This is a genomic window from Brevibacterium sp. S22, assembly GCF_004745485.1.
GTDB lineage: Bacteria > Actinomycetota > Actinomycetes > Actinomycetales > Brevibacteriaceae > Brevibacterium.
This window is the reverse complement of the sequence record NZ_RHFG01000027.1, coordinates 19,912-37,929: the sequence shown is the minus strand read 5'-3', so window position 1 is coordinate 37,929 and position 18,018 is coordinate 19,912. Positions and strand designations below refer to the sequence as shown.

General features: G+C 65.0%; 16 protein-coding genes and 1 tRNA gene. 11 read left to right on the top strand and 6 right to left on the bottom strand.

The window, feature by feature from the left end:
- Window positions 1-215 precede the first annotated feature (215 nt).
- Window positions 216-1,973, bottom strand: coding sequence for a chromosomal replication initiator protein DnaA (locus EB835_RS16930; protein ID WP_135810625.1), 1,758 nt, complete (start codon window positions 1,971-1,973; stop codon window positions 216-218).
- 115 nt (window positions 1,974-2,088) lie between these two features.
- Between EB835_RS16930 and EB835_RS16925 the strand changes: the two genes are divergently transcribed.
- A complete protein-coding gene (locus tag EB835_RS16925; RefSeq protein WP_135810624.1) occupies window positions 2,089-3,375 on the top strand; it encodes a cell division protein PerM in 1,287 nt (428 codons plus the stop codon).
- A 142-nt stretch (window positions 3,376-3,517) separates the two neighbouring features.
- On the opposite strand, the gene EB835_RS16920 is transcribed toward EB835_RS16925, so the two are convergent.
- Window positions 3,518-3,970: a hypothetical protein gene (locus tag EB835_RS16920; RefSeq protein WP_135810623.1), complete on the bottom strand. Its 453-nt coding sequence runs from the start codon at window positions 3,968-3,970 to the stop codon at window positions 3,518-3,520.
- 119 nt (window positions 3,971-4,089) lie between these two features.
- Here EB835_RS16920 and purN point away from each other — a divergent pair, with 119 nt between their 5' ends.
- The 4 genes from purN (at window position 4,090) to EB835_RS16900 (ending at window position 6,969) form a co-directional block, all read left to right on the top strand.
- Complete coding sequence (gene purN / locus EB835_RS16915) at window positions 4,090-4,713, top strand: phosphoribosylglycinamide formyltransferase (RefSeq protein WP_135810622.1); 624 nt, start codon at window positions 4,090-4,092, stop codon at window positions 4,711-4,713.
- Window positions 4,714-4,761: 48 nt separating this feature from the next.
- Window positions 4,762-6,306 carry a bifunctional phosphoribosylaminoimidazolecarboxamide formyltransferase/IMP cyclohydrolase gene (gene purH / locus EB835_RS16910; protein ID WP_135810621.1) on the top strand — a complete coding sequence of 515 codons (1,545 nt, stop codon included), beginning with the start codon at window positions 4,762-4,764 and terminating at the stop codon, window positions 6,304-6,306.
- A 1-nt stretch (window position 6,307) separates the two neighbouring features.
- A complete protein-coding gene (locus EB835_RS16905; protein WP_135810620.1) occupies window positions 6,308-6,649 on the top strand; it encodes a DUF3017 domain-containing protein in 342 nt (113 codons plus the stop codon).
- Window positions 6,650-6,786: 137 nt separating this feature from the next.
- Window positions 6,787-6,969 carry an Rv0909 family putative TA system antitoxin gene (locus EB835_RS16900; RefSeq protein ID WP_135810619.1) on the top strand — a complete coding sequence of 61 codons (183 nt, stop codon included), beginning with the start codon at window positions 6,787-6,789 and terminating at the stop codon, window positions 6,967-6,969.
- A gap of 120 nt (window positions 6,970-7,089) precedes the next feature.
- Here the strand turns inward: EB835_RS16900 and EB835_RS16895 are convergent, their stop codons facing one another.
- The gene (locus EB835_RS16895; RefSeq protein ID WP_135810618.1) at window positions 7,090-9,612 is read right to left on the bottom strand and encodes a UvrD-helicase domain-containing protein; all 2,523 of its coding nucleotides are present in this window, start codon (window positions 9,610-9,612) and stop codon (window positions 7,090-7,092) included.
- 143 nt (window positions 9,613-9,755) lie between these two features.
- On the bottom strand, window positions 9,756-10,145 hold the full coding sequence (locus EB835_RS16890; RefSeq protein ID WP_135810617.1) for a hypothetical protein: 390 nt from the start codon (window positions 10,143-10,145) through the stop codon (window positions 9,756-9,758).
- 65 nt (window positions 10,146-10,210) lie between these two features.
- Here EB835_RS16890 and EB835_RS16885 point away from each other — a divergent pair.
- The 6 genes from EB835_RS16885 (at window position 10,211) to pth (ending at window position 15,584) form a co-directional block, all read left to right on the top strand.
- Window positions 10,211-10,282 (top strand) — tRNA-Gln (locus EB835_RS16885).
- A gap of 32 nt (window positions 10,283-10,314) precedes the next feature.
- Window positions 10,315-11,772, top strand: coding sequence for a bifunctional UDP-N-acetylglucosamine diphosphorylase/glucosamine-1-phosphate N-acetyltransferase GlmU (glmU, locus tag EB835_RS16880; RefSeq protein ID WP_135810616.1), 1,458 nt, complete (start codon window positions 10,315-10,317; stop codon window positions 11,770-11,772).
- A complete protein-coding gene (locus EB835_RS16875) occupies window positions 11,765-12,736 on the top strand; it encodes a ribose-phosphate diphosphokinase (protein WP_135810615.1) in 972 nt (323 codons plus the stop codon). The genes glmU and EB835_RS16875 overlap by 8 nt, the downstream gene beginning before the upstream one ends.
- Window positions 12,737-12,989: 253 nt before the next feature.
- The gene (locus EB835_RS16870; protein ID WP_135810614.1) at window positions 12,990-14,003 is read left to right on the top strand and encodes an alpha/beta fold hydrolase; all 1,014 of its coding nucleotides are present in this window, start codon (window positions 12,990-12,992) and stop codon (window positions 14,001-14,003) included.
- 153 nt (window positions 14,004-14,156) lie between these two features.
- Window positions 14,157-14,801, top strand: a complete 645-nt coding sequence (locus tag EB835_RS16865; protein ID WP_135810613.1) for a 50S ribosomal protein L25/general stress protein Ctc — start codon at window positions 14,157-14,159, stop codon at window positions 14,799-14,801.
- Between the two features lie 183 nt (window positions 14,802-14,984).
- Window positions 14,985-15,584: an aminoacyl-tRNA hydrolase gene (pth, locus tag EB835_RS16860; protein ID WP_135810612.1), complete on the top strand. Its 600-nt coding sequence runs from the start codon at window positions 14,985-14,987 to the stop codon at window positions 15,582-15,584.
- A gap of 7 nt (window positions 15,585-15,591) precedes the next feature.
- Here pth and EB835_RS16855 read toward each other — a convergent pair whose 3' ends face one another.
- Both EB835_RS16855 and EB835_RS16850 read right to left on the bottom strand, forming a co-directional pair.
- The gene (locus EB835_RS16855; RefSeq protein ID WP_135810611.1) at window positions 15,592-16,311 is read right to left on the bottom strand and encodes a rhomboid family intramembrane serine protease; all 720 of its coding nucleotides are present in this window, start codon (window positions 16,309-16,311) and stop codon (window positions 15,592-15,594) included.
- Window positions 16,312-16,477: 166 nt separating this feature from the next.
- Window positions 16,478-17,950, bottom strand: a complete 1,473-nt coding sequence (locus EB835_RS16850) for an arylsulfotransferase family protein (RefSeq protein ID WP_168216770.1) — start codon at window positions 17,948-17,950, stop codon at window positions 16,478-16,480.
- Between the last annotated feature and the right edge of the window lie 68 nt (window positions 17,951-18,018).

The following is an 18,018-nucleotide window of genomic DNA, read 5'->3' as shown; positions in this document are numbered from 1 at the left end:
GACGACCGGGAATCGGTCGTCACAGGCCCGCTTTCGTCTGACAGTGCCGCTTTCGTCTGACAGTGCCGCTTTCGTCTGACAGTGCCGCTTTCGTCTGACAGTGCCGCTTTCGTCTGACAGTGCCGCCTCGGTGACAGTGCCGCCTCGGTGACAGTGCCGTCTCGGTGACGGTGTCGCCTCAGCTCGGGGGAGGCGAGATGCCGGTGGACGCGGTATCAGAAGTCGAAGAATTCGACCGTGAGCTTGTCTCCGTCGATCTTCACGCTTCCCGACACCGACAGGGAGTTTCCGTTGGAGAAGTACGAGGATCCGGCCTTCTTGCCGTCGACGGAGAAGTTGAACTTACCGGGCTTGTCGGTGAAGAACGAGCCGGTGTTCGTGTCTCCGGCGCCGAAGCTGGCCTTCACCTTGGGCATCTCCTTCATGTCCCATTTCGCACTGTCCTTCTTCGCCAGATCATCGAGTTTCTTGTCTGAACCGCCGACGGGAATCTCGGTCGGGTCGTACTTGATGAAGTCGCACTTCGGTTTGATGCTCTTGTTGTCGAAACACTTCTTGAGTTCCTTCTCGACCTGTTTCTGAACTTCTTTGTCGAAGTCGCCGGTCGGGGACAGATCGAGGTTGAGGGTGGTGGGCGCCACCTGTCCCTTGTTCGGCTGTCCACCGGGAGCGAAGGCCTTCGGGAAGTTCACCTTGGCCGTATCGGAGGCCTCGGAGACCCACTTGCTCTTCGGGATCGTGAAGTCGTAGCTGCCGGGGTAGACGGCGAACGAAGTGGTGCCCGATTTCGCCTTGTAGTCCTTGCCGTTGACGGAGAGACCGTCGGCGGCGGGAATATCGAGGGAGATGACGTTGAGGTCGGGGCCGGTCATCGTCCACTTGTCGAAGAACAGGTCCTGCTTGCCGTCCTTCTTCGCGGAGAGTTCGACGTTGTAGGGGTCGCCGTCGAGTTCGTAGGAGACGACGACGGTTCCTTTGTCTCCGTCGGTCTTCGACGATTCGACCTTGGCCTTCTCGATCTTCGCCGAGGAGGAGTCGGTGAATTCCTTCTCCAGCAGGTCGACGTTCGTGCCCTCCGGCCGTGGTGAGGGCGCGATCTTCTCCGCGGCGGCGAAGTCGCCCTTGTTCAGGGCCGCAACGTAGTCCTCGGCGACCTTGTCAGGTCCGTACTTGTTCTTGTTCACGCTGCCGATGACGAAGAACCCGACGAGGACGAGGACGATGACGAGCGCGACCGCACCGAGGGTGATGAGGAGAGGAAGCTTCCCCTTCTTCTTGCCGGGCTTGGACTCGGCACGCGTCGCAGTGGCCTGTGCACCGGCGAAACCCGGAGCCGGAGCCGGCTGCGGAATCGCCTGTGCAGGACCGGAACCGGTCTGATCGGCGTTCGGGCCGGACCCCGTCTGGTACTGACCGGGCTGGTTCTGCGCCGCGTTGTACTGGCCGGGCTGGCTCTGGGGTCCGGGATAGGGCGCGCCCGACTGGTTGGGGGCACCCGGGTAGGTCGAGTTCGGGTCCTGGCCACCCGGCTGCCGGCCGGCCTGAGGGTGTGTGCCGGGGTAGCCGCTGTTCGACGCCTGCGGGTGGCCGTTCGGGTACTGCCCGTTCTGGGGCTGGGACGGGGCACCGGGGTAGGGACCTGCCTGTGGACCGCCCTGAGCATCGGCGCCGCTCTGCTGCTCTGGGCCGAAGGACTGGTTGTTCTGGGCGCCGGGCCCGGAGTGCTGAGGAGGCTGATTCTGTTGGGAAGCAGCCGGGGCGACCGTGGGGCGTGACGGCGCATCGTCGCCGGGAGCCCCCAACGGCGGTGCCTGATCATCGGGCACTGAAGGCGGAGCCTCACCGCCTGCGGCATCGGTCGAATCCGAAATGCCCTCATCCGCCGGCGGGTCCGACTCCGGCTTCGGTCTGCCGTTCTCCGGAGGCTCGCTGGGTGGTGGCGGGAAATTGGGGTGATCGTTCCCGTTGCTCATCGTGGGGTCATCCTTTGCATGTACAAGCCTGTCCTGGCGCAATTGTACTTCCCGGAACAGGGAATCGCGTGGTCAATACCGGGAAGCCGAGCCGGGTTAAGCGAAAATGGTTCTGATGCACACTTCTCCACACCCTCAGCCGTACCGTCGGACGATCTTCGCAGCCCTCATGGAAGTCGTGAAGATCGACCTCATCGTCGTGCCCGCGAGCTTCGTCGTCTCGACTGTCTTCTGGATCATCGGGCTCGGTTCACAGCTGCCGTATTCGGCGATTCCCGAATGGTCGTTCGCACTGTGGGCGACGGTCTCTGGGCTGAGCGTCTCGACTCTGGGATTCGACTTCTCCCTGGCTCCGAGCCTCGTGACTTTGGGGCTGTGGTTCCTCGTGGCGGCGGCCGCCAAGCGAGTCGTCGACATTGCGGCCGCAGCCAGTCGGACCGAGAGCGAGGACGATCCAGGCGGGTGGTGGGCTCTCATGGGCACAGCTGTGGGCACCTTCGCCGTCGCATACGCCGGTCCTCTGCTCGCGCTGGCAGTCCTGGTCGGTCAGGCCACGGTGACCCCGCTCGGATTCCTCCGATTCTTCCTCTTCCTCATCTCGGCTGTTGGGTGGGGATTCGTTCGTGTCCGTGGGATCGGTGACATTCCCGGGCTGTCCATGATCGCGGACGGGGCCTGGAGCGTCGCCTCGAGACTCGTCCGTCGTCTGCTGTGGGCGGCCGTGGCCGCTGCTGCGATCGTGCTCGTCATCGGAATCGTCCTCCGTTGGAACGATGTCTCCGAGACTGTGCAGGTCTACAGCTCACCGGTCGCCGCCGGCATCGGACTCATCATCGTCCAGGTGCTCTTCGCGCCGAGCATCTTCTACTCGGCCCTGTCCTGGATCGCCGGGACGGGGGTGAGCATCGGCGGCGCGGGGACGAGCTCGGCGTTTCGGTCGACCTCCGCACCGGTGCCGGATGTGCACGTGCTGCGGCTGCTCAGCGGTGACTATCCGGGGTGGACGGCGGCTGCGCCGGCACTTCTCGTGCTGCTCGGTCTGCTCTGCGTCATCCTCGGCCGTGTCCGAGCCCGCGAGGTCGCCGAACAGTCATGGATGGGACTCGGAATCGCGATCGGAGTCCTGTTCGTCACATTCGAGATCCTCGCCCTCTTCGCCGGCGGAGCCTTGGGGCCGCTGGGCTTGTCCGGATTCGGACCCTCGGCGCTGACGTCGGCACTGGCGATCACGGGGTTGACCGGTGTGGGGATGGCCGCGGGGCTGCTGCTGATCAGACTTTCCGGCTTGAACACCGAAGGCTTCGATCTCGCCGCTGACGACGGGCCGGACTCATTCGCCGAGGACAGCTCGGAACCCTCCGATGACGAAGTCGGAATCATCCACGACGATGATCCGCGGTGAACCAGCGGGCCGGTGACCCGGCGGGCCGCCTCGGTGACGGCCGGTCGGGAACGAAAGCCCATCTCGGCGAAGGCCTCAGCCGTGAGTTGAGGACATCCTCGGGGAGGGGATCAGCAGGGAACGGGTGAACTCGTTCAGCTGTTCAATTGATGCCGGGCAGATCGAGATCCTGGCCCGTGACCTGCTTGAACCAATCGCCCAGACCCGACTGATATTCGCTGCTGCAGGAGAGCTGCGCCTGCTGCGTGATCGCATCGCGCAGGCATTCCTCGTAATTCGACTGCACCGGCCAGAGGACGACCGAGGACATCGTGGAGAAGATGAGGTAGACGCTGAGCAGACCGCCGAGGATGCCGAGGGACATGTTCCGGCGCTGCTTCGTCTTCACGACGGCGACGATGTACTTCACCGACCACACGACCGCGGCGATGGCGAAGCCGATGGCGGCGAGTTTGAACGGCAGCTGATACGTGAACGTCAGCACCGAGGCGAGGATCAGCAGGATCAGGACCAGCCCATGCCGTGCCGGTGCGGCCTGCGCCTCCTCTTCGGGAGTCGGCGCCTTCTTCTCTTCGGTATTCTGCGGTGACGTCACCACGCCAGTTTCTCACAGTCGACTGACAAATGCCTCGGCGGCCCGTGCCCGGATGATGACAGCGTCCGCCCGATGACAGCCGGAGTTCGTCCGCGCGCGCCAGACGTTAGACTGTGCGGGTGCGCATCGTTCTTCTGGCATCAGGATCCGGGACCCTCACGCAGTCCGTCATCGACGCCTTCGCCGACGGGACCCGCGGAGTCGACATCGCCGCCGTCGGGACCGATTCACCCGCCGCCGGGGTCCTGGCCCGAGCCGAGCACAATTCGATTCCCTCCTTCGTCGTCCGTCCCAAGGACTTCGGCGACCGTGACGAGTGGAACGCGGCTCTGAGGGACGCGGTGGCCGGACGCACCCCGGACTGGGTGGTCTCCGCCGGATTCATGCGCATCCTCGGCCCCAGCTTCGTCGATGCCTTCCCCTCCCGGATCATCAACACCCACCCGGCGCTGCTGCCGTCATTCCCTGGCGCACACGGAGTCCGTGACGCGCTCGCCCACGGGGTGAAGCTGACCGGCGGGACCATTCATCTCGTCGACGCCGGGGTCGACACCGGTCCGATCATCACCCAGTACGCCGTTCCCATCGGCGATGACGACACCGAGGCGAGCGTGCACGAGAACATCAAAGCCCGTGAACGAGAAGAGCTCGTGCGGCTGCTCGCGCACCTGGCCCACTCCGACCTCGTCGTCGAGGGTCGGCATGTCCGCGGATATGCCGCCTCGGCGATGACCGCCCACTGACCCCGCCGTGAGAAGAACCGACCGGCGACCGAACCTCAAGGAGGATCTGTGACAGGAACCCGCGCGATCAAGAGAGCGCTGATCAGCGTCTACGACAAGGCCGGGCTGGAGGAGCTGGCTCGCGGACTGAGCGCCGCCGGCGTTCAGATCGTGTCCACCGGGTCCACGGCTGCGAAGATCGCCGAGGCGGGGGTCGAGGTCACGAAGGTCGAAGAGCTCACCGGGTTCCCCGAATGCCTCGAGGGGCGGGTCAAGACCCTGCACCCGCGCGTGCACGCCGGCATCCTCGCCGATTCCCGCAAACCCGAGCACCTCGATCAGCTGGCCGAACTCGAGATCGACCCCTTCGACCTCGTCGTCGTCAATCTCTACCCGTTCGCCGACACCGTCGCCAGCGGAGCCGGCTTCGACGACTGCATCGAACAGATCGACATCGGTGGCCCTTCGATGGTGCGTGCGGCGGCCAAGAACCACCCCACGGTCACTGTCGTGACCGATCCGGCCGACTACCAGGCCGTGCTCGATGCCGCCGCCGGAGACGGTTTCGACGTCGAGGCGCGACGCTCCTTCGCAGCACGGGCCTTCGCCCACACCGCGGCCTATGACTCGGCCGTCGCCTCTTGGTTCGCTGCGGAACTCGCCACCGATCAGAAGGCCGCTTTCGCCGGACTCACCGGTGAGAAGATCGCCGACCTGCGCTACGGGGAGAACCCGCACCAGGCCGCAGCCGTGTACTCCGACGGCACCGCCGGAATCGCCGGTGCCGAACTGCTCGGCGGCAAGGCGATGTCGTTCAACAACTACACGGACACCGATGCCGCGATCCGCGCCGCCTTCGACTTCGATCAGCCGGCTGTGGCCATCATCAAGCATGCGAACCCGTGCGGAATCGCCGTCGGTGAGACTGCGGCCGCCGCCCATGCGGCCGCCCACGCATGCGATCCGCTGTCGGCCTACGGCGGGGTCATCGCGACGAACCGTGTGGTCGATGCCGAGCTGGCCGCATCGATCAGACCGATCTTCACCGAGTGCCTGGCCGCTCCGTCCTTCAGCGCCGAGGCCCTCGAGATCCTGTCGTCGAAGAAGAACCTGCGCCTGCTCGAACTCGGCGACGTGGATGTGCCGACCGCCGAGATCAAGCCGATCAGCGGTGGCTTCCTCGTCCAGGACCGCGACGCCCTTCAGGCCGAAGGCGACTCCGTCGAGAAATGGACTCTGGCCGCCGGACCAGATGCCGGCCCCGAGGTTCTCGCCGACCTCGAATTCGCGTGGAAGGCCGGACGGGCCGTGAAGTCCAACGCGATCCTGTTGGCCAAGGGCGGAGCCTCGGTGGGTGTGGGCATGGGTCAGGTCAACCGCGTCGACTCTGCCAAACTCGCCGTCGAACGGGCCGGAGCCGAACGCGCAGCCGGTGCGGTCGCCTCGTCGGATGCCTTCTTCCCATTCCCCGACGGTCTGCAGATCCTCATCGACGCCGGGGTCACCGCCGTGGTGCAGCCGGGCGGTTCGATCCGCGACGATGCGGTCATCGCGGCTGCGGAGGAGGCCGGCATCACGATGTACCTGACCGGGAGCCGCCATTTCTTCCACTGAGATGAAGCGACCTCACCCCCGCCACGCACGGCGGGGGAGGGGGCCGATCGCAAAGCGATGGATCTACTGGAAACGCCGGTACGCCCATCCCACTCGGCGTGATTGGGTGCTGCTCGGCTGTCTCCTGGGCGTCGCCGCCGCCGCAGCCTGTTCGGTCATCGACTTCCGCCTCGGCGCTGTCGTCCTGGCGGTCGTGCCCGCCGGTCTCGCCGGGTTCCGGGCGATGCCCCCGCCGTGGACTGAGGTGTGGACGAACCGGTCGAAGGCCATCGACATCACCACCTGTCTGCTGTTCGCCGGGCTGCTCGTCGGATTGGCCTTCGTCGTGCCGCTGAGTCGGTGACGAGGTGGTCGAGCCACGACCCTTTATGTGCATTTGCTGAGAAGTATCACCGACAGGTGTCGTCCCGTCGAGAACAGTGGCAGGGTGAGTGGCGTCAAGAGGTTCGCTGAGAACCTTTTCCGATGAAAGGAGACAGCATGGGACTGGACGATCTGACAAACAAAGCCAAGGACGCCATGAATAGCGACAAGGGTGAAAAGCTCAGCGACCAGGGCCTGGATAAGGCTGCTGACGCCGCAAACAACGCCACCGGCGGCAAGTTCGAAGACCAGATCAACAAGGGTCGCGACGGAGCCGATGGCAAGCTCGGCAACGACTGACTTTCACTCCATAGCCGCGTCCGGCATGGAAAAGGCGCCGAGGAGAACTTCCGGTTCTCCTCGGCGCTTTCTTGTGTTCCGGGACGGTGGAGCCGTCGTGCCTCCACCTCCGTGGTCGGCTCAGCCGAGTTTTTCTATCGGGGCGTAGCGCAGCAGCAGTCGCTTCGACCCGGCCGAACCGAAATCGACGACCGCGACGGTCTTGTCGCCGACACCATTGACCTCGGTGACGGTGCCGAGCCCGAACGACTCGTGCGAGACCTTTTCACCGACCTCGACGGAGATGACCTCACGGTTGGGACGGATCCGGTTGGGGAAACCGGCAACCGGGGTCGACGAACTCGCACTCGAGCGGGATCCGCTGCCGGACGAGCGCGACGAACCGATGCTGCGTGAATAGCCGCTGGAGCCGTATCCGCCGGATCCTCCCGAACCGAAGCCGCCGCCGAAGCCTCCTGTGAAGCTGCCCGTGTTCTCCCAGCTGATGAGGTTCTCCGGGATCTCGGACAGGAAACGGCTCGGCGGATTGTACTGAGGCTGACCCCACATGCTGCGGGTCTCGGCGCGGGTGACGAGCAGTCGCTGCCGAGCACGCGTGAGTCCGACATACGCCAGCCGCCGCTCCTCCGACAGCTCCTGCGGATTCTCGAACGACCGCGAATGCGGGAACCCGCCGTCTTCGAGTCCGGTGAGGAAGACCACCGGGAATTCCAGGCCCTTGGCCGTGTGCAGAGTCATCAGCGTGACCTGGCCGAGTTCGGCATCAGGAATCTGATCCGTGTCCGAGGCCAGAGCCACCTGTTCGAGGAACTGGTCGATGGCAGCAGGCCCGACCCCCGGAGCGGGGGAGGCGTCAGCGGCCTCGACGTCGGGATCGGCCGCCTCTACGTCGGGATCGGCCGCCTCGGCGGCGGTTTCGGTCTCTGTGCCTGTCTCATCTGCGGCGGCGGTCGCCTCGGTGGCGGTGTCATCCGAGGTCCCCGGCTCGGCGACCGCGGCGGCTTCACGAGTGGCGACGAAATCCTCAGCGACGGCGACGAGCTCCGCGAGGTTGTCAACGCGGGATTCGTCCTGCGGGTCTGTGCTCTTCTGCAGCGATTCGAGGTATCCGGACTGTTCGAGGATGGCCTCGATGACCCGCGACAGGGGCGAGGATTCGGCGGTTGAGCGCAGATCCTGTATGAGGTCGAAGAACTTCTGGACCGAGGTCAGGGCACGCGAGCTCAGGTGGGGGATCTCGTCGAGGCGGCCCAAAGCGGTGAAGAAGCTGATGTTCTCCCGGTCGGCGAAGTCGGCGATGAGGCCCTCGGTGCGGTCGCCGATGGAACGTTTGGGCACATTGAGGATGCGGCGGAGATTGACGTCGTCATCGGGATTGGCGACCACGCGCAGGTAGGCGAGGGCGTCCTTGATCTCCTTGCGTTCGTAGAAGCGGGTGCCGCCGACGACCTTGTACGGGATTCCGGATCGGACGAGTGCATCTTCGATGGCCCGTGACTGCGCGTTCGTGCGGTAGAAGACCGCGAAGTCACCGTAGGTGAACTTCTCTTCGTCGATGAGGTCATCGATGCGGTCGACGATGAACCGGGCCTCACCCTGCTCGTTCTCGGCCACCCAGCCGACGATCTGCTCGCCGGAGCCCTCCGACGTCCACAGCTTCTTCTCCCGCCGGTCGTCGTTGTTCGCGATCACGGCATTGGCGGCGTCGAGGATGTTCTGCGTCGAGCGGTAGTTCTGCTCCAGCAGAATGGTGTCCGCATTCGGGAAGTCCTTCTCGAACTCGACGATATTGCGCACCGTTGCACCGCGGAAGGCATAGATCGACTGGTCGGCGTCGCCGACGACGGTGAGCTCGGCTCCTGTGCGGCCTCCCGCACCATCACCGGCGAGTGCCTTGATCAGAGCGTACTGTGCCGGGTTCGTGTCCTGGTACTCGTCGACGAGGATATGGCGGAAGCGGCGACGGTAGGAATCGGCCACCTCGGGGAAGGCACCGAAGAGATGGACGGTCTCTGCGATGAGGTCGTCGAAGTCGAAGGCATTGGCCAGGCGCAGGCGGGAGGTGTAGCGCTTGAATACATCGGCGAGCACCTCGTCGGCGGGGTTGTTCGGCCGGGGGATGAAATCGTCGGGGGTCTGCAGCTCGTTCTTGAGGTTCGAGATCCGGTGCAGGACGGCCCGCGGGGCGTACTTCTTCGTGTCGAGACCGAGTTCCTTCAGTATCTGCGCCACGAGTCGCTGGGCGTCTTGGGCGTCGTAGATCGTGAAGTTCGATTTCATGCCCAGCACCTTCGCCTCGCGGCGGAGGATGCGCACGCAGGAGGAGTGGAAGGTCGAGACCCACATGGCGCGGGAGGCGGGACCGACGATCGAGGACACGCGTTCGGCCATCTCCTTGGCGGCCTTGTTCGTGAACGTGATCGCCAGGACTTCGCCGGGATGGGCCCGGCCGGTGGCCAACGCATAGGCGATGCGTCGGGTGAGCACAGTGGTCTTGCCCGAACCGGCTCCGGCGACGATGAGCAGTGGGGATCCGGTGTGGATCACGGCTTCGCGCTGTCTGGGGTTGAGTCCGGTGAGGAGTTCGGCCGCTCGGGTGTCAGCGCCGGCGGCATGGTCGGTGTGTTCAGCTGCAGCAGTCATGTCGTCCCCAACGATACCGTCAGCCTCGGACACGACACGATCGGTCCCTCCGTCAGCCGCTCACACCCCTCAGAACTACCTGACGGCGGCTCTGCAACCTGGCGCCAGGTTGCAGAGCCGCCGTCAGGTAGTAATTTGGGGAGTCAGTGGATGAAGACGGCCACGATCACGTTGATGACCGCGAAGACGACGACCAGGTGCGCCATGGTCGCCGACGGGGTCTTCACCGCCACGGCACCGCTCTCGGCAGGGGCAGAAGCCGCGAAGGCCTTCTGCTTCTTGTTGCCGATGAAGGCGAAGACCGTGACGAGGATCGCCACGACCAGTTTGATGCCGATCTTCATGTGGTTGACGGTGCCGTCGCCCATCTCGGCCACGCCCATGAGCAGCAGGCCGGTGAGCAGCTGCAGATACGCGCCGTGCAGCATTCCGGGCATCACCTTCGGTGAGCGGATGACCGTGAAATAGCCCCCGACGATGATCGCCATGCCCAGCAGATGCAAGGTCAGAAGAATCTCGCGTAGAATTTCCATACAGTTAATCGTAGTGGCATGATGGTGTCTCGTGAGCGCGGGCCCCTCAAACTGGTGCACGCTGTTCCGCCCTGGTGTAATGGCAGCACGCCGGCCTTTGGAGCCGTGCAGTATAGGTTCGAATCCTATGGGCGGAGCTGGCCCAACCCGACATGCGAAGGATTCAACTATGTCGCAGACTCATCCGACCGCCGTCATCGTACTGGCAGCGGGCCAAGGCACTCGAATGAAGTCGGCTCTTCCCAAGGTGATGCATCCCATCGGCGGACGCTCCCTGCTTCATCACTCCGTCGCCGCCGCGGCCGGAACCTCTCCCGAACAGCTCATCGTCGTCGTCCGCCACGAGCGCGATCAGCTCGTCGCCCACCTCGACTCCCTCCCTGTGTCCTCCCAGCGGACCCTGCTCATCGCCGACCAGGATGAAGTCCCGGGCACAGGACGCGCCACCGAATGCGCGCTGACCCAGCTGCCCGAGGACCTCCGCGGAACCGTCGTCGTCACCTACGGCGATGTGCCGCTGCTGACCACGGAGACGATCACCGGTCTCGTCGAGATCCACGAATCCAACGCCAATGCCGTGACCGTCCTGTCCGCCGAGGTGGACGACCCCACCGGGTACGGCCGCATCGTCCGCGACGCGAACGGCTCCCTGCTGCGCATCGTCGAGCAGAAGGATGCGAACGCGGACGAACTCGCCATCGGTGAGATCAACTCCGGGATCTACGCCTTCGACGCCTCCGCACTGCGGCAGGGTCTGGCCTCACTGACCACCGACAACGCTCAGGGTGAGAAGTACCTCACCGACGTCATCGGAGTCTCCCGCGAGGCGGGACTGTCCGTTGCCGCCACCGTCACCGACGACCTGTGGCAGGTCGAAGGAGCGAACGACCGCGTGCAGCTGGCCAACCTCGGCAAGGAGCTCAACCGTCGTCAGTGCGAGAAGTTCATGCGCGCCGGAGTCTCCATCATCGACCCCGACACCACGTGGATCGACGTCGACGTCTCCATCGCCGCCGATGCGACGATCCTGCCGGGCACCCAGCTGCTGGGCGCAACCGACATCGGAGCCGGCGCCGTCGTCGGGCCCGACACCACACTCAAGGACACCGAGGTGGGAGAGGGCGCACAGGTTGTGCGCACCCACGGCGAGCTCGCCGTCGTCGGCCCGAAGGCCGCTGTCGGCCCGTTCGCCTACCTGCGCCCAGGCACCAAGCTCGGAGAGTCCGGAAAGATCGGCACCTTCGTGGAGACGAAGAACGCCGATATCGGCCAGGGTGCGAAAGTGCCCCACCTGTCCTACGTCGGCGATGCAGAGATCGGGGAGGGCTCGAACATCGGAGCCGCCTCGGTGTTCGTCAACTACGACGGCGTCAATAAGCACCGCACCGTCATCGGCAAGCATGCACGCATGGGCTCGGACAATATGTATGTCGCCCCTGTCACCGTGGGCGACGGCGCCTATTCGGGTGCAAGCACGACGGTGCGCAAGGATGTCCCTGCAGGAGCGCTGGCCATCTCCGTGGCCCCGCAGCGCAACCTGGAGGGCTGGGTCCAGACAAACCGTCCCGGCACGCCTGCCGCGCAGGCCGCCGAGAACGCATCCGAAGGGGAACGGATAAGTGAATGAGATAACGACGACGGGCGAAAAGAAGCTCGTCCTGGTCAGCGGTCGGGCAAACCCCGAACTCGCCGAACAAGTCGCGGAGAACCTGGGGACCGAGCTCCTCCCCACAGACATCTACAACTTCGCGAACGGTGAGATCTACGTCCGCTACTCAGAGTCGGTCCGCGGCAGCGACGTCTTCGTCCTGCAGTCCCACTGCGCTCCCATCAACGAATGGCTGATGGAGCAGCTGATCATGGTCGACGCCCTCAAACGCGCATCGGCCAAGCGGATCACCGTCATCGCTCCGTTCTTCCCGTACGCCCGGCAGGACAAGAAGCACCGCGGACGTGAGCCCATCTCCGCTCGCCTCGTCGCCGACCTGTACAAGACCGCCGGCGCCGACCGCATCATCACCGTCGACCTGCACACCGCGCAGATCCAGGGCTATTTCGACGGCCCCGTCGACCACCTCATCGCCATGCCGATCCTCGCCGGATACGTCAAGGAGAACTACCCCGGCGATCTCGCCGTGGTCTCTCCCGACGCCGGCCGCATCAAGGTCGCCGAGAACTGGTCGAACTCCCTGGGCGGAGTGCCGCTGGCCTTCATCCACAAGACCCGCGACATCACCCGCCCGAACGAGACGAAGGCCAACCGTGTCGTCGGTGAGGTCGAGGGCCGCACCTGCGTGCTCGTCGACGACATGATCGACACCGGCGGCACCATCGTCCAGGCCGCGGAGGCCTGTATGGCCGAGGGTGCGAAGGGCGTCATCGTCGTATCCACCCACGCCGTGTTCTCCGGTCCGGCCGTCGAACGCCTGTCGAACTCCGTAGCCGAAGAGGTCATCGTCACCAACACCCTGCCGCTGAGCGAAGACAAGAAGTTCGACAAGCTCACCGTGCTCTCGATCGCCCCGCTCATCGCCCGCGCCGTGCACGAGGTCTTCGAAGACGGATCGGTCACGAGCCTCTTCGAGGTCTGAGCCTAAGCGGTCTGAGCCTACGAGGTCTGAGACCACGCGGTCTGAGGCCACGACCGCCCGCACGAAGGGGCGGACACTGACACCGACGGAACCCCGAGTCGACCAGAGACTCGGGGTTCCGTCGCGTTCGGACCAGGTGATTCAGACACTCCGACGTCGGCGGACCAGACGGTCCTGGGCCCCGAACACCATCGTCGCCGCTGCTGTGAGGTCCTACACTGGAGGCAACGCCTAAGCGAAGGGATCAGGGACGATGTCCTCACACGATTACAACCGGTACCGCGTGGACGTCCCCGGCGGGCAGCTGTCCGTGGGAGTGTGGGAGCCGGTGGCGACCGGCCCCGGACGGGTGCCCACTGTGTGCGTCATCCACGGCATCACCTCCAATCACCTGTTCTTCGCGGGCCTCGTCTCCGCCCTGCCCGGCGTCCGCGTCATCGGACCTGACCTGCGCGGGCGCGCCGACTCTCGCACCCTGCCCGGCCCGTACGGAATGGCCGCCCACTCCCAGGACGTCCTCGCCGCCATCGACACCTTCGCCCCGGAAGGGCCCGTCACCCTGGTCGGACATTCCATGGGCGGGTTCGTCGCCATGACCCTGGCCGGGATGACGGCTGAGCAGAACGATACCGGCGCCGAGGCGGGCAGGCGTTTCCGCGGCCCCGTCCTCATCGACGGGGGACTTCCCCTGCCCATGGGACAGCCTCATGAAGACGGACCCGTCGATGACCTCAACGATGAGGACCTCGACACCGATGACCTCATCGCCGCCGTCCTCGGCCCGGCCGCCGAACGGCTGTCGATGAGCTTCGGCAGCGTGGAGGAGTACCTCGCATACTTCGCCGCTCACCCCGCCTTCGTCGACGGCCTCGACACCGTGGCCACCGAAAGCTTCGTCTACGACCTGGCGGCCAAGGACGATCATTCGTTCCAACCGTCGACCCCGGTGGAAGCGATGCAGGCCGATTCGGCCGACATGTACACCGGCTCGGCCCACCGTGAGGCATTGGAGGCGATCATGGGCAGTCCCGACTCCCAAGCCGAGGTGGTCTTCCTCTTCGCCGAACGCGACCTCGTCGCCGCAGAACCGGGCCTCTACCCGCCCGGACTGACCGCCGACTTCGCCCGGCAATGGCCGCAGATGGACATCGTCGATGTGCAGGGGACCAATCACTATGACATCCTCCTCACCGAGACCGGGATCGATGCCTGCGCCGCAGCCGTGACCTCTCGACTTGGTGCCGAAACGGACGGTGCCGTAGAATAGTCTGGTTGCCTCGGCGAGGGAGACTGACGTCTCCGTGATCGACGCGGTCCTGTCCCACGAACCGTTCCGAACCCACTGGGTTCGAGGTTCGCATGGGTTCTCAGGCTGTTTCGCCGTGGTGCTCGAAGGTAAGTTCACCACGAAGGAGAGAAAATGGCTGACTACAAACTTCTGGCCGAAGCTCGCAATGAATTCGGCAAGGGCGCATCACGCCGCATCCGCCGCGCGGGACGCATCCCCGCTGTCATCTACGGTCACGGCGGAGACCCCGTACACGTGTCGCTCGAGGGCCACGCCACCATGATGGCTCTCAAGCACGCCAACGCGCTGCTCGAGATCGAAAGCACCGACGGATCGAAGAACGTCCTCGCCATTGCGCGTGACGTCCAGATCGAACCCGTCCGTCGTGAGATCGAACACCTCGACCTGATCATCGTCAAGCGCGGCGAGAAGATCGAGGTCGACGTGCCCATCCACGTCATCGGAGAAGCCGCTCCCGGCACAATGGTCTCGCAGGAAGAGTCGACCATCGCCGTCAAGGCCGATGCGACCAAGCTGCCCGAGCTCATCGAGGTCTCCATCGAAGGCCGTCCCGCCGGCGAACACGTCCTGGCCGGTCAGGTCGAGCTGCCTGCAGGCGTCGAACTCGTCGCCGACGAAGAGCAGCTCATCGTCAACGTCTCCGAAGAGGCCGAGATGGACACCGAGTCCGATGCTGAGGAAGAGACTGCAGACGAGTCGACCGAGGCAGAGGGCGCTGCGGAGTCCGGTGAGGAAGAGGCCTCCGAAGAGGAGTGATCTTCTCTCCTCGACGGCAGCCGAGATGCCGTGAGGAGCACTGACTGACTACGCTGTTCGGTGGGTCGCCTGATGGGCGGCCCACCGAATTCGTTTCACAGCAGAGACCTGCGTTGCGCGCGGGCGCGACCAGACGCATTACCGCCCGGTGGGCGAGCACGGACAGGACGGACAAGGACGGCAATGTCGAACGAAGCATGGCTGGTCTTCGGACTGGGCAACCCCGGACCCAAGTATGAGACGACCCGGCACAACATCGGACAGATGGTCGTCAGCGAACTCGCCTCACGCATCGGGACCACTCTGACGCGGACGAAGCTGCGCGCGAACGTCGGCACCGGGCGGCTGTCGACCGGCAGCGTCCCGGGACTGCCCGGCCCGCGCGTGGTGCTGGCCACCTCGACGGGGTATATGAACGAATCCGGCGGGCCGGTGCGCGCACTGGCCGACTTCTACGGGATCGCCACCGACCGGATCATCGCCGTCCACGACGATGTGGACATCCCCTTCGACGCCATCAAAGCCAAACTCGGCGGGGGAGAGGGCGGGCACAACGGGCTGCGCTCGATGACCTCGGCGCTGGGGACGAAGGACTATCTGCGGGTGCGTGCGGGAGTCGGACGCCCACTGGGACGACAGGACACCGCCGACCATGTGCTGCGCCCGTTCTCAAAGGACGAACGGACGACCCTGCCGATCTTCGTCTCCGACCTCGCCGACGCCGTCGAAGAGCTCATCATCAACGGGCTCACCGACATGCAGCAGAAGTTCCACTCCCGCTGATCAGGCGTCAGGCCGCTTTCCGCTTCTCCGCGCGACGGTGCAGCCACCATGCGGCGAAGATGCCGCCGGCGAAACCGAACAGATGGCCCTGCCAGGAGATGTCATTGGTCTGCGGCAGCATGCCGAAGATCATCGAGGCGCCGTAGGTGACGAAGATGAACAGTCCGATGGCGAAGTAGACGATCTTGCGCAGCAGGTCGTCGGTGAACCAGGTGCGCACCGCGAGGTAGCCGAAGAAGCCGAAGACGATGCCGGAGGCACCGACGATGTGCTGGCCGGGCAGAGTGGCCAGCCATGCTCCGAGCCCGGAGCTCAGGGCTGTGATGGCGGTGACGGTCCAGAAACGTCGCCTGCCTTCGAACGCGATGACGAGGCCGAGGACGAGGAACGGGAACGTATTGGCCAGGAGATGGCCGAATCCCGAATGCAGCAGCGGCGAGGTGACCAGGCCGTAGAGCGACAGCGGGTTCCATGACTGCAGACTGAACATGTCGAGGTCGAGGGGGAGAATCGCATCGACGATCTCGACGACCCACATGACCGCCAGCAGAATCAGCACCGGAGCGACCCGGGAGAGCAGATGAGGTCGGTCGACAGTGGTGTTCAGGTGTGCGACCGGGGGATTCGCGGAACGACCGGAACGGGGAGATCCGGAGTCGGCGGAGTCGGAGCCGAAGAGGATGCGGGATTCCTCGGCGGAGAAACGGGGGGAGGGGTCGGAGCTCATGGCTCAATTGTGGGCGATGAAGATTGGAGAACCCCGAATATCCGGGCCCGGCGACCAATCGTGATCGTTCCGTTAGGCCCGTTATCGGCTCGAAATCTTCTCAGCCGAGTCTGTGTTCGCCCATGAGGTCGGCACTGCGGCGCGGCTGACCAGGAACGAAGTCGCGCTATTCGTTCTGCGGTCGGACTCGGGTCGAACCGAGGGATCCGCCGTAGTCGTCGAGGGCTTCGACGATGATCGTCGAGCCGTTCGGGGTGATGTCCGCCGCCGTCTCGAATCCGGTGCGCTCGACCTCGGTGTTCTCGACCAGATGTTCCTCGTCGTCTCCGCTGAGCACCCTCCACGAAGCCACCTCGGTGGCGCCGTTCCAGCTCATGTGCACGCGCGTGAGGTCGGCTTGCGGCTGGGACTTCGTCGCGGTCGGCGGGGCGGTCGGCTGGGCATGCCAGTCGAAGCGGTAGGACCGGTAGTTCGAACCGCCGGTGAAAGTGAGGTCGGAGAGCAGCTTGCCGTCTTTGGAGAACTCCGAGACAAAGGGCTCCGAACCCCAACCGAGGACGACGTTGCCGTTGGGCAGCTCCTGGAAGTTCCCCTGACTGCCCGAGGACCGGTCGTCGGGAGCGGGATACTCCGTGACCACCTCGGCGCGCTTCTTCTTCTCATCGACGTCGAGGCGCAGACCGCGGGTATCGCCGAGGCGGGGAGCGGCGTGGTTGTCGAACAGGGTCAGCGTTCCGTCGGATCGGCGCTGAGCGTCGTGCTGCCAGGCGAACTGGGCGCCGTCGCCCATCTCGAAATCCGAGGCCTTGCCGCCGAGGACCCAGTTGAGATCGGCGGTCTTCCTGTCGAGCTGGTAGACCGCGTGGGTGTTGCGTGCCGAGACGAGCAGCGACTTGCCGTCGTCGTCCTCGGACACGGAGTTGAGGTGGATGTAGTCGTAGGGTTCGTCCTTCGTGCCCTCCCCGTCCTTGAGCTCCGCCTCGGACTGGTCGACGGGGACGGCGTCGAGGGTGCGCCACTCGACCAGCGGATCGCCGGATTCGATGTCGACCTCCTGGACGATGCCCTCCCAGACCCAACCGTCCTGGTCGCCGCCGACCGAGCTGAGGTCCGTCTGTGTCTTCACATAGGAGATGAGGAACATGGTGTCATCCGCTGTGATGGTCGTTTCGTGGAGGTCGGAGGTGTCCTTGGGGAGCTCTCCGCCCATGCCCACACGCGCGATCTCCTGATAGGAGGTGTCGAGGATGACGACCTCACCGGCGGTGTGCGGCGTTTCGGCCAGCCCCTCCCACCATGTGAGCACCGGCTGCCCCTGATACTCCTGCGCGCGCAGATCCCACAGAGCGCCGGTGTTCTCCCGGATCCACAGGGGATCCCCGGCGGAGTCGAGGATGAGCCCGCCGACCCAGGACTTGTCGTCGGTCTGCGTCTGTCCCTTCGGGGCGAGGAACGTCTCCAGGTCCCCATTGTCGTCGGGGAAGGATCCGGAGTCGATGTCGACCTTCGGCGGGGCGAGATCGGGGCGGGAGTGGAAGTCCCATCGTTCGGCGACGGCGATGTCATCATCGGCATCGGCCGTGCACCCTGTGAGCAGGAGCGTCGCTGCGGCCAATCCTGCAAGGACGGTTCTCTTCATCACCATATGCTTATCCTCACACGTTTTCGCCTCGCGCGCGCGATCTGTGCCGGTTGGGGCACCGGATG